Annotated in this window: 13 protein-coding genes and 1 pseudogene; 11 read left to right on the forward strand and 3 right to left on the reverse strand. The window is 67.3% G+C overall.

What is annotated here, in order from left to right; all coding sequences use genetic code 11:
- Positions 1-109: 109 nt before the first annotated feature.
- Complete coding sequence (locus HMPREF1478_RS05085; protein WP_016461013.1) at positions 110-1,336, reverse strand: isochorismate synthase; 1,227 nt, start codon at positions 1,334-1,336, stop codon at positions 110-112.
- A gap of 58 nt (positions 1,337-1,394) precedes the next feature.
- Between HMPREF1478_RS05085 and HMPREF1478_RS05090 the strand changes: the two genes are divergently transcribed.
- The gene (locus tag HMPREF1478_RS05090; protein ID WP_016461014.1) at positions 1,395-2,102 is read left to right on the forward strand and encodes a class I SAM-dependent methyltransferase; all 708 of its coding nucleotides are present in this window, start codon (positions 1,395-1,397) and stop codon (positions 2,100-2,102) included.
- Between the two features lie 151 nt (positions 2,103-2,253).
- Here HMPREF1478_RS05090 and HMPREF1478_RS05095 read toward each other — a convergent pair whose 3' ends face one another.
- Entirely contained in the window at positions 2,254-3,720 is a 1,467-nt protein-coding gene (locus HMPREF1478_RS05095) for a DUF4832 domain-containing protein (RefSeq protein ID WP_016461015.1), read from the reverse strand.
- Between the two features lie 194 nt (positions 3,721-3,914).
- Between HMPREF1478_RS05095 and HMPREF1478_RS10615 the strand changes: the two genes are divergently transcribed.
- Positions 3,915-4,085, forward strand: a complete 171-nt coding sequence (locus tag HMPREF1478_RS10615; RefSeq protein ID WP_156824704.1) for a hypothetical protein — start codon at positions 3,915-3,917, stop codon at positions 4,083-4,085.
- On the opposite strand, the gene HMPREF1478_RS05100 is transcribed toward HMPREF1478_RS10615, so the two are convergent.
- Positions 4,082-4,822, reverse strand: a complete 741-nt coding sequence (locus HMPREF1478_RS05100; RefSeq protein WP_016461016.1) for a hypothetical protein — start codon at positions 4,820-4,822, stop codon at positions 4,082-4,084. The two genes, HMPREF1478_RS10615 and HMPREF1478_RS05100, sit on opposite strands and share 4 nt — an antisense overlap.
- Positions 4,823-5,224: 402 nt before the next feature.
- Here HMPREF1478_RS05100 and HMPREF1478_RS05105 point away from each other — a divergent pair, with 402 nt between their 5' ends.
- The 9 genes and pseudogenes from HMPREF1478_RS05105 to HMPREF1478_RS10620 form a co-directional block, all read left to right on the forward strand.
- On the forward strand, positions 5,225-6,493 hold the full coding sequence (locus HMPREF1478_RS05105) for a geranylgeranyl reductase family protein (RefSeq protein ID WP_198008385.1): 1,269 nt from the start codon (positions 5,225-5,227) through the stop codon (positions 6,491-6,493).
- A gap of 28 nt (positions 6,494-6,521) precedes the next feature.
- Positions 6,522-6,881 (forward strand): NADH-quinone oxidoreductase subunit A, encoded by a 360-nt coding sequence (ndhC, locus tag HMPREF1478_RS05110; RefSeq protein ID WP_016461018.1) that lies wholly within the window; start codon positions 6,522-6,524, stop codon positions 6,879-6,881.
- 22 nt (positions 6,882-6,903) lie between these two features.
- Entirely contained in the window at positions 6,904-7,458 is a 555-nt protein-coding gene (locus HMPREF1478_RS05115) for an NADH-quinone oxidoreductase subunit B (RefSeq protein ID WP_016461019.1), read from the forward strand.
- The gene (locus HMPREF1478_RS05120; RefSeq protein WP_016461020.1) at positions 7,455-8,192 is read left to right on the forward strand and encodes an NADH-quinone oxidoreductase subunit C; all 738 of its coding nucleotides are present in this window, start codon (positions 7,455-7,457) and stop codon (positions 8,190-8,192) included. Before HMPREF1478_RS05115 ends, HMPREF1478_RS05120 begins: the two co-directional genes overlap by 4 nt.
- Positions 8,192-9,538 carry an NADH-quinone oxidoreductase subunit D gene (locus HMPREF1478_RS05125; protein WP_016461021.1) on the forward strand — a complete coding sequence of 449 codons (1,347 nt, stop codon included), beginning with the start codon at positions 8,192-8,194 and terminating at the stop codon, positions 9,536-9,538. The genes HMPREF1478_RS05120 and HMPREF1478_RS05125 overlap by 1 nt, the downstream gene beginning before the upstream one ends.
- Complete coding sequence (gene nuoE, locus HMPREF1478_RS05130; protein ID WP_016461022.1) at positions 9,535-10,245, forward strand: NADH-quinone oxidoreductase subunit NuoE; 711 nt, start codon at positions 9,535-9,537, stop codon at positions 10,243-10,245. Before HMPREF1478_RS05125 ends, nuoE begins: the two co-directional genes overlap by 4 nt.
- A complete protein-coding gene (gene nuoF, locus HMPREF1478_RS05135; protein ID WP_016461023.1) occupies positions 10,242-11,546 on the forward strand; it encodes an NADH-quinone oxidoreductase subunit NuoF in 1,305 nt (434 codons plus the stop codon). The genes nuoE and nuoF overlap by 4 nt, the downstream gene beginning before the upstream one ends.
- Positions 11,543-14,104, forward strand: a complete 2,562-nt coding sequence (locus HMPREF1478_RS05140; protein WP_016461024.1) for an NADH-quinone oxidoreductase subunit G — start codon at positions 11,543-11,545, stop codon at positions 14,102-14,104. Before nuoF ends, HMPREF1478_RS05140 begins: the two co-directional genes overlap by 4 nt.
- A pseudogene (locus tag HMPREF1478_RS10620) lies at positions 14,101-14,246 on the forward strand (NADH-quinone oxidoreductase subunit NuoH); the annotation flags it as partial. The gene HMPREF1478_RS05140 and the pseudogene HMPREF1478_RS10620, both read left to right, overlap by 4 nt.

Below are 14,246 nucleotides of genomic sequence, written 5' to 3' on the forward strand. Positions count from 1 at the left end.
TGCAATGCTCCGTCATCGGCGAATCCTTCGTGCGGGCAGACCCCCATTCAGCTGTTGAGCAGACGCATGAAAAGGGGGGGCGGCGGGCCTTTGCGTGTCGACGGGTCGTTTAGACCCCGAGGGCGTCCAGGAGCGGGCGCATCTTCGCTTCGGTCTCGGCCAGCTCGGCGTCCGGGTCGGAATCCGGCATGATGCCCGCGCCCGCGAAAAGACGCAGGCGCGTGCCCGAGGTGAGCCCGCAGCGCAGCGCGACCGCAAACTCGCCGTTGCCCGCCGTGTCCACCCAGCCCACGGGCCCCGAGTAGCGGCCGCGCTCGGTGTCCTCCAGCTCCTCAATGAGTCGCATCGCGGCGTCGCGCGGGGTGCCGCATACGGCCGCCGTCGGATGCAGGGCGGCCACCAGATCCAGTAGATGAGCGGACCCCAGGCGCGCGTGCACGTCCGTCGCCAGGTGAACGACGTTCGGCAGCGACAGGAGGAACGGCCCGTGAGTCGTCACCGAGGTACACAGACGCGTCAAGATCGAGGACACCGACTCGGAGGCCAGGTCGTGCTCGCGCAGGTCCTTCGCGCTCGACGCGAGCATCTCGCCCTCGCCGGGCTTACACGTGCCCGCCAGGACGCGCGAGGTCGCCGTGCCGTCCGAGGCCGCGATCAGCATCTCCGGGGACGCGCCGAGGAGCGAATCCACGCAGAAACGCCACGTCGACGGGTACAGGTCGCTCAGGCGCTCGAGCAGGAAACGCTCATCAAAGCCGTGCGCGCACCGCACCGTCATATCGCGCGCCATGACGGCCTTGTCGGCGGCCCCCTCGCGCAGGCGCTGCGCCATCGCCCGCACCGAGTCGCGCCACTGGCCGCGCGACATCGACCCGTGTCCAAACGTCAGAGATTCCGGCACGCGCGGGGCAGGCCTCGCCTCGGCTAGCGCCTCGTCAACGGCCGTCAGCGGATCCGGGGCGTCCCCGATGCCCGCCGTGATCGCCCAGCGGGCCTCGGCCTCGTCGATGAGAGTCAGCGCGGGCACAAACGCGACCGAACGGGCGGGGGAACGGAACGCGAAGGACGCGAACAAGACGGGGGAGGGGGCGCCGCCGGCGGGGGACGAGGCCGGGGTGGCCTCCCACGCGCGGCGCACCTCGGCGATCGCACCCGGGGCCGCGGACTCGAGCGTGAGCGCCCGTCCCAGGCCGATCATCTGGCGGCGCTCACCCAGCCAGGCGGCGCCCCCGCAGTCGGGAAGTAAGGACGTCAGTGAGCAAGTAGACCCCGGGTGCTGCGGGGGTAGGGCCAGCGCTCGAAAGGTCAGGCGCGAGCATCCGAAGTCGTTGTGCATGGGTTCCATGGTAGGAGCAGGGGCGGCACAGTGCTGGAAGACGTGCGAGTATTGACGCATGACTGAATCCCCGCGAGCGGACCTGAGCAAGGTTCCCGAAGAGATCGCCTCGATGTTCGACTCCGTCGCCTCCCGCTACGACGCGATGGATACGCTGATGACGGGCGGTTTGAACAACGTCTGGATGACCGCCCTGCGCAAGGCGGTCGCCCCGCACCCCGGCGAACGCATCCTCGACTTGGCGGCCGGAACCGGCGCGTCGTCGGCCTCCCTGGCCAAGGGCGGCGCCGAAGTCGTCGCCTGCGACCTGTCCGAAGGCATGATCGAGGTCGGCCGTGAGCGGCACCCCGAGATCGAGTTCGTACACGGCAACGCCATGGACCTGGACTTCGAGGACGGCACCTTCGATGCGGTCACCATCTCGTGGGGACTGCGCAACATCCCGGACCCGCAGCTCGCGCTGCGCGAGATGGCGCGCGTCGTGCGCCCGCGCGGCCGCCTCGTGGTGCTGGAGTTCTCCACGCCGCCCTCGCGCATTTTCCGCGGCCTGTACAACGTCTACCAGTCGACCGTCATGCCGGCGATCGCCCGCGTCGCCTCCACGAACGACGGCGCCTACGGCTACCTGGTCGAGTCGATCCGCCAGTGGCCCGCCCAGGAGGAAATCGGCCGCATGATCGCCGCCAACGGCTGGAGCGAGGTCGAGTACCGCAACCTCACCGGCGGCATCGCCTGCCTGCACCGCGCGGTCAAGCCGCTGCCGTAACTATCGTTCGATAACGACGAGGCCGGGGCCCCTTGTGTGGGGTCCCGGCCTCTCATGTTGGGCGCGGAAGGCGCAGCCGCGCCCATGGACGGGGCAGGGGCGGCGCGCACCCACCTGCGGGTGGCGCGTGTGCCCTGCCCCGGCCTCGTTGTTAGTTCTTCGGCGCGTGGCCCCGGGTCAGCGTCCCCAGGCCCAGGTAGCCGGGCAGGGGCTTGTTCATGTCCTCGTTCGCGAAGGCGACGGGCGCGCCTCCCGGCAGCGGGTTGACAACGCGGATCGCGGCTGTGAGCTTCTGTTTGGGGTCGTTCGACTTGTACTTCTCAGGCATGGGCAGGCGTGCGGTCACCCTCCCCGTCTGGCCCGGAAGGATCGAGGGCAGAGTGGACTCGATGGTCTGGCTGGCCACGATCTCATTGTTCTTATTCTCATCGACGAGGATGACCTCGAGCGGCCACGTCGCATAGAACGGGGCGACGCCCGTGTTCTTGATCTCCACGACCACGGTGGCCTTCACCTGGTTGTACGTCACCGACGTGCGGGTCGCCTGCAGCGTGTAGCCCATGGCGGCGCTCGCGGCCTTGGCGCGCGTCAGCTCGTCGCCGCTGTAACCGACCGTGAAAGCATCGTTATTGATGAGCCACGTGGCGTGCGCCTGCTGGATCGACTCGAGGGCCTTGTAATCGCGTCCCGCTTCCATGTCTGGGCAGCGTAGCGGCTCGGAGAAGGCGCATTCCTGGAAGGAGGGGTACAGCTCGCCGCCGATGGGGGAGTGCTGCCAAGCGTCACCCTCGCCCTGCTTCTTCAGCTTGGGGATGAAGTGCCAGCTGGTCCCTTCCAGGGTCGCGTAGCCGAGGGAATCATCGTAGTAACCCATGCCGTGAGCCTTCGTGGCCTCGGTGGGGTATCGGTTCTGGATGAAGGTCTCGTCGAAGGCGTCGTCCCAGGCCTCGACGAGTTGGGCGCGGAACTCGTCCGACGGCATCCAGTTGATGGCATCCGGGTTTTGATCGTTGACGTAGCCGTTGTAGGGGTAGGTGTGCTCCTCGCCCCAGAAGCCGTACAGGCCTGCGGTGATGTAGCCGATGCGCGGATCCCCGTCGTACCTGTTGCCCAGGGCCGCGACGAAGTGCAGGAACATCTGCTGGACGTTCGGGTCGTCGTAGTTGGGGGAGAAGGAGATCTCCTCGTTGTCGTAGAAGTCGTACGTGCGGCTCTTGTCCGTGCCTCCGTCGATGAGGTACTGGGGCATGCCGGATTCTTCGCCGGGGGTGTCCAGGTAGAAGCGGATGGCGGCTTGGTGGCCGCGCGACGCGATGGAATCGAGCATGGCATCGACCTTCGTGAAGTCGTAGGTGTCGCGTCCGGTGACAACGTCGTTCACGGGGAAGGGTGCCCATTCGAGCGTGTACGGCAGCGATCCTTTCGCGAGCACGGGCTTGCCGCCGGCGGCGGGCGCCCACGGCATGAAGCCCTTCATCGGGTTCGAGACCGGGGCGGGTGCTTCTTTCAGGTCGGTCCACTGGGGTGTGGCGGCCGACGAGGCCGTGGCTGGCAGGGTGGCACCCGCCAGTCCTGCGGCCGCCGCGAGAGCGATGGCGATGCGAGCAAATTTCCTCATCGCGAGGTCCTTTCAGTCTGTACTGCGGCTGGGGACATTGAGCGGCGTGGGCGCGTCGCGTGGAACCTTGCGCAGGGCAATCGCATCCGCGTGCGATCCGAGGATTCCACGGCTGACAAGTGAATCACTGTGTTGTCACTTCGCGCAAGATTGTGAAAAATTGTGTCAGTAAGTGATTGTGTGACAAGTGTATGGTGAGCTGGGCATTCGTCTGCCTGCGGGCGCGTCGCGCCGTTGCGGCGTGCGAGCGGGGCTTCCCGCGCGTGTGGAGTGGGCGATCGGCGCTCGTGTCCAACGAGGACGAGGCCGGGTCCCTCGGTGGGGTCCCGGCCTCGTTAGTGGAGTGCGTGCGCTGGCTCGTTTAGTACGGTCCGCTGTCGACGACCGCCCACGTTCCATCGTCCTGCAGCCGCAGGAAGACGACTTCGCGCTTGTTCACGGGTTCCAGTGAGTTGTCCGAGTAGTTGCGCTGGTAGTAGACGTTCCCGTACCAGCGCGTCGGGTCAGTGTTCGGCTGCTGCCCATGGTTGTTGCTGCCCGTGATGGTGACGGTCGTGTGGGCGCGGTTGGCCAGGAGTGGAAGGAATTCGCCCTGGCCGTGCTGCTGGTCGGGCGTCTTCGTGTGGCTGCTCGCTCGTTCAGGCACTTCGTACACGCTCGCGCGGATGGATGCATAGGCGTTGGATTTATCGCGCGATGCATCCCACGTGTTAAGCGTGATGACGTAGGCTCTGGCGACGGCCTCGGGATCGGTGCGGTCCACCTCGCGCGGGTCTGGCAGGAGGTCGGGGAGCCACTGGACCGACGCGGGGTGCAGGCATGTGCCGATGGGCGTGGGGGAGCCGTCCTCGCACGCAGGCGTGGTCGGTGTTGCTTCGGTCGGTGTCGGGGTGGCTGTGGAGGCTCCAGATTCTTGGGTTGGGGCCTGGTCCGAGGAGGATTGCGCGGGCGATTGTGCGGACTGTGCCTGGCTATCTGCGCTGGGTTGGCGTGACCCGCAGGCTGTACCCGTGATCGTGAGGGTAAGGACCGCTACTGAAGCGATGCCGATGAGGGTGCGTCGTGGATACCTGCGGGTATGAGTCTGTTCTTCTGAGCCCATGCATGCTCCCCTTCAGTGTGTATGTGTCGAGGTTCGTTGCGCGTGTTCTGTGTTGGATGCGTGAGTATTCTCCACCATTGCTGTTCGCCGCGGCGCTGGTCATCGTATCGGATTGTGTGAGGGTGTCGCGCGGGCTCGTCTCAGCGCATGTAACACCTGGTGCGACGAGGCCAGGGCCACCATTTACGACAGAGTTCCCTTGCGCAAATGGGTGCTATGAGCGCGGCCTGCCCGGGCCTCGTTCGTTGAAACTCCAAGGAAAAGTGCGCTCGGTCGCCGAGGTGAGGGTGACCTAGCTAGGCTTTCTTGCGGAATGAAGTGATGTGCACGCTTCATCCACCTTGCACACTCGCGCGGATGCACCCGCGCACCACATGACGGAGGAATGCCGTGGCATCCACCATGCCTAGCGACATGAGCGCTGACGTTGTCGTCGTCGGCGCAGGCCCGGGCGGGTCCTCCACCGCCTACCACCTGGCCAGAGCCGGCCTCGACGTCATCCTCCTGGAGAAAAGCCCCTTCCCGCGCGACAAAATCTGCGGCGACGGGCTCACCCCGGCCGCCGTCCACGAACTCATCGCCATGGGCGTGGACACCACCGGCTGGATGCGAAACCGCGGCCTCACCGTCATCGGCGGCGGCCACACCGTCCACATGGACTGGCCCGACCAGAAGTCCCTGCCCGGCTACGGCATGACCCGAGCCCGCATGGACCTCGACCATGCGCTCGCCCAGCGCGCCGTCGAAGCGGGCGCGCGCCTCTACGAGGGCGTCACCGTCACGGGAGCCATCCAGGATGGCTCCGGACGCGTCGTCGGCGTGAGTGCAAAGAGTGGCCGCGGCAAGAACACCACCACCACCACGGTGCGCGCCTCCATCGTCGTCGACGCCGGGGGAGTGGCAGCCCGACTGGCCACCAGCCTGGGCCTCGAAAAGAAGATGAACCGCCCCATGGGCGTGGCCGCACGCGCCTACTTCCACAGCCCCCGCGGCGACGAGGAATGGATGGAATCCCACCTCGAACTGTGGAGCGGCACCCCCGGCGCCTCCGACCTGCTGCCCGGCTACGGCTGGATCTTCCCCATGGGTGACGGCATCGTCAACGTCGGACTGGGCTCCGTCGCCTCGCGCGCCGGCGCCACGAACCTGCCCTACCGCGAGGTCTTCAAGACCTGGACCGCGAACCTGCCCGGGGAATGGGGCTTCACCCCCGAGAACCAGATCGGTGCGCTTCGCTCCGCCGCCCTGCCCATGAGCTTCAACCGCAAGCCTCACTACACCCAGGGCCTCGTCCTCGTCGGCGACGCCGGCGGCATGGTTTCCCCCTACAACGGCGAAGGCATCGCCCCGGCCATGAAGGCCGGACGCTACGCCGCCTCGTGCATCGCCCAGGCCCTGGCCCGCTCGCACCGCGCCGGCATCGACCGTGCCATGAGCGAATACCCCCACATGCTCCGCGACGAATACGGCGGCTACTACCAGCTGGGCCGCATCTTCGTCGCGCTCATCGAAAACCCGACGATCATGCGCACCTGCACGAACGTCGGGCTGCCCATTGCGCGCCTCATGACGCTCGTCCACAAACTCCTGTCGGACGGGTACGAGAGGACCGGGGGCGACTTCGACGACCAACTCATCACAATGCTGACCAAGGTGGTGCGCCCCGCATGACCACCACCACCGATAACCGGGAGGAACGATGACGAATCCCTACGTGCCGCTGCTCATCATGTCGGCAGCTGCCCTCGTACTAGCCTTCGGAGGCCTGGGCGCCTCCGCGATCTTGGGCCCCACCAAGAAGTCCACAACCAAGGCCGACAACTACGAGTGCGGTATCCAGCCGACTAGCGCTCACCTCACCGAGGGTCGATTCCCGGTGCGCTACTACCTGGTCGCCATGACGTTCATCATCTTCGACATCGAAGTTGTGTTCATGTACCCGTGGGCCGTCAGCTTCAACCAGCTGGGCCTGTTCGGACTGGTCGTCATGATGAGCTTCCTGGTCACCCTCTGCGTCCCCTACGCCTACGAATGGCGACGCGGCGGCCTGGATTACTGAGATATAAGTAAGGAACAGACAAGTGGGACTTGAAGAATCCTTGCCCGCGGGCATCGCGCTCACCAGCGTCGAAAAGGTCCTCGGGCTCGCACGCAAGTACAGCCAGTGGCCCGTCACCATGGGTCTGGCGTGCTGCGCCATCGAAATGATGGCCGCCGGTACCCCCCGTTTCGACATGGCGCGCTTCGGCCTCGAGGTCTTCCGCGCCTCGCCGCGTCACTCCGACATGATGATCGTGTCGGGCCGCGTGTCGCACAAGATGGCCCCCATCATCCGCCGCGTCTACGACTCGATGCCCGAACCCAAGTGGGTCATCTCCATGGGCGCGTGCGCATCCTCCGGTGGCGTCTTCAACAACTACGCGATCGTCCAGGGCTGCGACCACATCGTCCCCGTCGACGTCTACCTGCCCGGATGCCCGCCCCGCCCCGAGGCGCTCATCCACGCGGTCCTCGTCCTGCGTGAGCAGATCGGCAAGGAACCCCTCGGCGTTCACCGCCGCGAGATCGCGCGTCGCGCCGAGCAGGCCGCCCTCGAGGCGACCCCCACCCACCAGATGAAGGGACTCCTCGCATGAGCGACCTTTCCACCCCCGAGGAAAACGCGCCCGCCGAGGTCGCCCCGGCCTCGTCCCAGCGCGGATTCGCCCTCCCCGAGCCCATCGCCCACCGCGAGGGCCTCTTCGGCGCGGGCACTGACTCCTCCACCTCCGGCTTCGCCGGCCTCGTGACCGATTCCTTCCTGCCCGGCGAGGCCTCCCGCCCCTACGGCGGCTGGTTCGACCAGGTCGTTGATGTCCTCGAAGAGCTCATCGTCGCCGATGGCCTGAAGGTTTCCGACGTCATCGAAAAGGTCACCATCGACCGCGGACAGCTCGGCATCTTCATCGCCCGCGAGCACATCGCGCGCGTCGCCAAGTACCTGCGCGACGACGCCGACCTGCGTTTCGAGCTGTGCCTGGGCACCAACGGCGCGCACTACCCCCTCGATAAGGGCCGCGAGCTGCACGCCATCTACCCCCTGTACTCGATCACGTACAACCGCATGATCCGCCTCGAGGTCACGTGCCCCGACGAGGACCCCCGCATCCCCTCCATCGTCTCCGTCTATCCCGGAAACGACTGGCAGGAGCGCGAAACCTGGGACCTCATCGGCATCGTCTTCACCGGGCACCCCTCGCTGACGCGCACCGCGATGCCCGATGACTGGGTCGGACACCCCCAGCGCAAGGACTACCCGCTGGGCGGCATCCCCGTCGAGTTCAAGGGCGCCGTCAACGCTTCCGCCGACGTTCGTAGGAGTGTGAACTGATGACCACCGCTTTCCACGCGCCCGCCGGCGCGACCGACCTGCCCATCGAGGACATCCCCGAGGTTCTCACCCAGGGCGGCGACTGGGACGACGTCCTGCACGAGATCGAGGCCATCACCTCCGAGCGCATCGTCGTCAACCTCGGCCCGGTCCACCCCGCGACCCACGGCGTTCTGCGCCTCATCCTCGAGCTTGACGGCGAGAAGGTCCGCGAGACCCGCATCGACACCGGCTACCTGCACACCGGCATCGAGAAGAACATGGAGTACCGCACGTGGGCTCAGGGCGTCGCATACTGCACGCGCATGGACTACGTGGCTCCCTTCTTCCAGGAAGCCGCCTACTGCCTCGGCGTCGAGAAGCTCCTCGGCATCGAAGAGGACATCCCCGAGCGCGCCTCCCTCATCCGCATCCTCATGATGGAGCTGTGCCGCATCGCCTCGCACCTGGTCGCCATCGGCTCGACCGGTAACGAAATGGGTGCCACCACGATCATGACGATCGGCTTCCGTGGCCGCGAGGAGATCCTGCGTATCTTCGAGCGCATCACCGGCCTGCGCATGAACCACGAGTACATCCGCCCCGGTGGCGTCGTGCAGGACATCGGCGAGGGCACCACGGACTACATCCGTGACCGCCTGCGCCGCTGCCGTAAGGACATCGGCGAACTCCAGGACATCCTCGTGGAGAACCCGATCTTCAAGAAGCGTCTGTGCGACGTGGCCGTCATGCCGCTGAGTGGCCTCATGGCCCTCGGCTCGACCGGCCCCGGCGTGCGCGCCGCCGGCCTGCCCCTGGACCTGCGCAAGAGCCAGCCCTACTGCGGCTACGAGAACTTCGAGTTCGATATTCCCACCCGCGACAAGTCCGACGTCTACAACCGCACGATGGTTCGCTTCGACGAGTGCTACGAGTCCATGCGCATCATCTGGCAGGTGCTCGACAGGCTGGACCAGTGCGACGGCGCGCCCACCATGGTCGCCGACCCGGAGATCGCCTGGCCCGCTCGCCTGGCGGTCGCCACGGACGGCCAGGGCAACTCGGCCGAGCACGTCCGCGAGATCATGGGGGAGTCCATGGAGTCCCTCATCCACCACTTCAAGCTCGTCACGGAGGGCTTCCACGTGCCCGCCGGCCAGGTCTACCAGACCGTCGAGCACGCGAAGGGCATCCTGGGCGTTCACCTCGTCTCCGACGGTGGCACGCGCCCGTTCCGCGCGCACTTCCGCGACCCCTCCTTCGCCAACCTGCAAGCGCTGGCCATGATGACCGAAGGCGGCCAGCTGGCCGACGTGGTCGTCGCACTGGCCGCTATCGACCCCGTTCTCGGAGGCGTTGACCGATGAGCTACACACCCGACACCCTGGCACGCCTGCAGGCGGACGCCGCGCAGATCATCGCCCGCTACCCGGACGGTCACTCGCGTTCCGCGCTGCTGCCGATGCTGCACCTGATCCAGTCCGTTGACGGCTACGTCAGCCCCGACGGCATCGACTTCATCGCCGCCACGCTGGACCTGCCTCGCGCAGAGATCAGCGCCGTCGCGACCTTCTACACGCAGTACAAGCGCCACCCCACCGGCGACTACCTGGTGGGCGTGTGCACGAACGCGCTGTGCGCCGTCATGGGCGGCGACGAGATCTGGGAAAAGGTCTCCAAGAAGGTCGGCGTCGGCAGCGATGAGACCAGCGAAGACGGAAAGATCACGCTCGAGCGCATCGAGTGCAACGCGGCGTGCGATTACGCGCCCGTCGTCATGGTCAACTGGGAATTCTTCGACAACCAGAGCCCTGAGTCGGCGCTGGCCATGATCGATGACATCCAGGCTGGTCGCGACATTCACCCGACGCGCGGTCCCGTCGTGGCCCCCACGTTCAAGGAGAACGAGCGCGTCCTGGCCGGCTTCCTGGATGGCCACGAGGACGAGGGCCCCTCTGCGGGCCGCTCCACGCTGCTGGGCCGAGAGATCGCAGCGGCGAAGGGCTGGACCGAGCCGGTCGCCGTGGAGGTCGCCGACGAGGCCGCTGACACGAAGGGAGAAGAGGCGAAGTGAGTACCGCATACGTTGCGCCCGGACCGCTGACCCCGATCCTCACCAACGGGTGGGGAGAGGATCGTTCCTGGACGCTGGACTCCTACCGGGCTCGCGGTGGCTACCAGGGCCTCGAAAAGGCCCGGACCATGGAACCCGCTGAGATCGTGCAGGTCGTGAAGGATTCCGGCCTGCGAGGCCGTGGTGGCGCAGGCTTCCCGACCGGCCTCAAGTGGTCCTTCCTGCCCCCGGCTGACGGCGGCCCCCGCTACCTCGTGGTGAATGCCGACGAGTCCGAACCGGGCACCTGCAAGGACATCCCGCTGATCATGGGCAACCCGCACGTCCTCATTGAGGGCATCGCGATCACGTCGCGTGCGATCGGCTGCGACCACGCGTTCGTCTACCTGCGCGGCGAGGTCACCCACGTGTACCGTCGTCTGCTACAGGCCGTGCGCGAGGCGACCGAGTCCGGCGTGCTCGGCGACCTGCGCATTACCGCCCACGCGGGTGCTGGCGCCTACATCTGCGGTGAGGAGACGGCCCTGCTGGACTCCCTCGAGGGTCGTCGAGGCCACCCGCGCCTCAAGCCCCCGTTCCCCGCGGTCGCCGGTCTGTACGCCCGTCCCACGGTCGTCAACAACGTCGAGACCATCTCTCAGGTTGCGGGCATCTTCCGCAACTCCCCCGAGTGGTTCGCGTCCATGGGCACCGAAAAGTCCAAGGGCCACGGCATCTTCTCCGTGTCGGGTCACGTGAACAACCCCGGCCAGTTCGAGGCCCCCTTCGGCATCACGATGCGCGAGCTCATCGAGATGGCGGGCGGCATCCGCGACGGCCACGAGCTGAAGTTCTGGACCCCCGGCGGTTCCTCCACCCCGATCTTCACCGAAGACGAGCTGGACACGCCCCTGGACTACGAGTCCGTGGGCGCTGCCGGTTCGATGCTGGGTACGCGCGCCCTGCAGGTGTTCGACGAGACGGTTTCGGTCGTTCGCGTCATCACCCGCTGGTCCGAGTTCTACCAGCACGAGTCCTGCGGTAAGTGCACGCCCTGTCGCGAAGGCACCTACTGGATGAAGCAAATCATGCTGCGTCTCGAGCGAGGCGAGGGCCGTCCCGGCGACGTCGACCTGCTCGACGAGATCGCACACAACATTGCGGGCCGTAGCTTCTGCCCGCTGGGCGACGCCGCAGCAACCCCGATCATGTCGGGCATCAAGCGCTTCCGCGACGAGTTCGAGGCCGGGCTGACCACGCCCGCCCGCGAGCTTTTCCCCTACGAGGCGTCCGCTAACTACGCGCGAGGAGGTGGCCGATGAGCGACGCACCCAACATGATCGACGTCACCATCGACGACGTTCAGGTTTCTGTCCCCCAGGGCACGCTCGTGATCCGCGCGGCCGAGCAGGCCGGCATCCGGATCCCGCGTTTCTGCGACCACCCGCTGCTGGCCCCCGTGGCCGCATGCCGCCAGTGCCTCGTGGAGGTCGGCATGCCCGACCGCAACACGGGCGAGCTGCGCTTCATGCCCAAGCCCCAGCCCTCGTGTGCGCAGACCGTCACCCCGGGCATGGTCGTCAAGACCCAGCACACCTCCGAGGTGGTGGACCGCGCCCAGCGCGGCGTCATGGAGTTCCTGCTCATCAACCACCCGCTGGACTGCCCCGTCTGCGACAAGGGCGGCGAGTGCCCCCTGCAGAACCAGGCGCTCACCGAGGGGCGCGGCAAGTCCCGCTTCACGGACGCCAAGCGCACCTTCAAGAAGCCGCTGCGCCTGACCTCCCAGATCCTGCTGGATCGTGAGCGCTGCATCCTGTGCCAGCGCTGCGTGCGCTTCGGCAAGGAAATCTCGGGCGACGTGTTCATGGACCTGCAGGGCCGAGGCGGCGGCACCGCCCCCACGGAGCACCACTACTTCATGGGCGAGCAGGTCGGCGGCTTTGACACGACCACGCTCGACTTCTTCGACCCGAAGGCCAAGGACGCCGCGACCTCGTCCCTGTCGTCGCCGTTCGGCACAGATGCGATCGTCGGTTCGCTCAACGAGGGCGAGCTCTCCGTCGCTGAGCGCGACGTCTCGGGCCGTGCCTTCGCCTCCTACTTCTCGGGCAACATCATTCAGATTTGCCCCGTCGGCGCTCTGACCGCCGCGTCCTACCGCTTCCGCGCGCGTCCCTTCGACCTCGTGTCGACGGCCGCCGTGACCGAGCACGACGCGTCGGGCTCCGCGATCCGCCAGGACGTGCGCCGCGGCGAGGTCGTGCGTCGCATGAGCGGCAACGACCCCGAGGTTAACGAAGAGTGGATCACCGATAAGGACCGCTTCGCCTTCGAATGGGACAAGGTCGATCGCCTGACCTACCCGCTCGTGCGCGAGGATGGCAAGCTGGTTCCCACCTCCTGGTCCGACGCGCTTGACCGCGTCCGTGAGGGCCTCGAGCAGGCTGGTTCGTCCGTGGGCTTCCTGCCCGGCGGCCACCTCACCTTCGAGGATGCCTGGGCCTGGTCGAAGTTCGCGCGCACCGTCGTCGGTTCCGACTCGATCGACTTCCGTTCGCGTCGCGCCAGCGAGGAAGAGCGTTCGTTCCTGGCCTCCTACGTGGCGGGCTCCGGCCTCGATGTCACGTACTCCGATCTGGAGCACGCCGGTCAGGTCCTGCTGGTCGCCCTCGAGCCCGAGGACGAGTGCGGCGCGATGTTCCTGCGCCTGCGCAAGGGCACCCGTAAGTCGGGCCTGAAGGTCGCCACGGTCGCGCCCTTCACCTCCAACGGTTCGCGCAAGATGAACGCCCAGGTCCTGCACGCCGCCCCCGGCTCCGAGCCCGGCGTTCTCGACGCGATCGCCGCTGGCGGTGCCTACGCGGATCTCGCGGATGCCCTCTCCGGTGGCATCGTCCTCGTGGGCGAGCGCGCCGCGCAGACCCCCGGCCTGCTCTCCGCCGTCGTCGCTCTGGCCGAGCGCACGGGCGCCCGCCTCGCATGGGTCCCGCGTCGCGCCGGTGACCGCGCCGCCGTCGAGGCCGGCCTCCTCCCGGGTCTGCTTCCCTTCGGCCGCGGCATCGACGAGGCCGGGGAGCAGTCCCTGGGTTGGGGCGAGCTTCCCGAGCGCGGCCTCGACGCCGAGCAGATGATCGAGGCCGCCGCCTCCGGTGAGCTTGCGGCTCTCGTCGTCGGCGGCGTCGACGTGCGTGACTTCGACGAGCCGGCCGCCGTGCGCGAAGCCCTCGACGAGGTTCCCTTCCTCGTGTCGCTCGAGGTTCGTGCCTCGGAGATCACCGAGCGCGCGGACGTCGTCCTGCCGGTGGCCCCCGCGGTCGAGAAGAACGGCACCTACATCAACTGGGAAGGCCGCCTGCGTCCCTTCGGCCAGGCCCGCTCGGCAACGTCCCTCACGGACCGCGACGTGCTCGTGCGCCTCACCGAAGAGTTCGACCTCGACCTGGGTATCACCGCCCTGGCTGACCTGTACGAGGAAGTTAACCCCCTCATGGAGTGGGATGGCGCCCCGCAGGCCTTCGCTCCGGTCTCGCCCGAGGCTCCCGTTGTCGCCGGCAAGGGCGAGGTCGTTCTGGCCTCCCACAAGCCGATGATCGACGCCGGTCGTCTCCAGGATGGCGCCCCGTGGCTGGCCGGTTCGGCCCGTCGCCCCGTCCTCCTGGCCTCGGCCGCCACGCTCGCTGCCGCGGGTATCGCCCCCGGCGCGGACGCGACGCTCGAGACCGAGCGAGGCACGATCACCCTCCCGGCCGCCATCGCGGACCTGCCCGACTCCGTCGCGTGGGTGCCCGAGTGCTCGACCGGCTCCGTTATTCACGAAAACCTCGGCGGTGTCGGCACCGTCGCGACCCTGCGCGCCACGCAGGAGGTGGCACGATGACACTCGCACCCTTCGCAGTCCCGGAATACACCGCCGCGGACTTTAGCCAGGAAACCTGGTGGCTCAGCCTCATCAAGGCCGTGTTCATCATCGTCTTCCTGATCGCCAACGTGCTCCTCGCCCTGTGGGTCGAGCGCCGAGG

The organism is Actinomyces sp. HPA0247 (assembly GCA_000411415.1).
Lineage (GTDB): Bacteria > Actinomycetota > Actinomycetes > Actinomycetales > Actinomycetaceae > Pauljensenia.

Bases quoted from the DNA above. Each gene is read 5' to 3' on its own strand.
- HMPREF1478_RS05120 (WP_016461020.1), top strand. From the start codon at position 7,455: ATGAGCGACCTTTCCACCCCCGAGGAAAACGCGCCCGCCGAGGTCGCC.
- HMPREF1478_RS05090 (WP_016461014.1), top strand. From the start codon at position 1,395: ATGACTGAATCCCCGCGAGCGGACCTGAGCAAGGTTCCCGAAGAGATC.
- HMPREF1478_RS05100 (WP_016461016.1), bottom strand. From the start codon at position 4,822: ATGGGCTCAGAAGAACAGACTCATACCCGCAGGTATCCACGACGCACC.
- HMPREF1478_RS05125 (WP_016461021.1), top strand. From the start codon at position 8,192: ATGACCACCGCTTTCCACGCGCCCGCCGGCGCGACCGACCTGCCCATC.
- HMPREF1478_RS05095 (WP_016461015.1), bottom strand. From the start codon at position 3,720: ATGAGGAAATTTGCTCGCATCGCCATCGCTCTCGCGGCGGCCGCAGGA.
- HMPREF1478_RS05105 (WP_198008385.1), top strand. From the start codon at position 5,225: ATGCCTAGCGACATGAGCGCTGACGTTGTCGTCGTCGGCGCAGGCCCG.
- ndhC (WP_016461018.1), top strand. From the start codon at position 6,522: ATGACGAATCCCTACGTGCCGCTGCTCATCATGTCGGCAGCTGCCCTC.
- HMPREF1478_RS05085 (WP_016461013.1), bottom strand. From the start codon at position 1,336: ATGCACAACGACTTCGGATGCTCGCGCCTGACCTTTCGAGCGCTGGCC.
- nuoE (WP_016461022.1), top strand. From the start codon at position 9,535: ATGAGCTACACACCCGACACCCTGGCACGCCTGCAGGCGGACGCCGCG.
- HMPREF1478_RS05140 (WP_016461024.1), top strand. From the start codon at position 11,543: ATGAGCGACGCACCCAACATGATCGACGTCACCATCGACGACGTTCAG.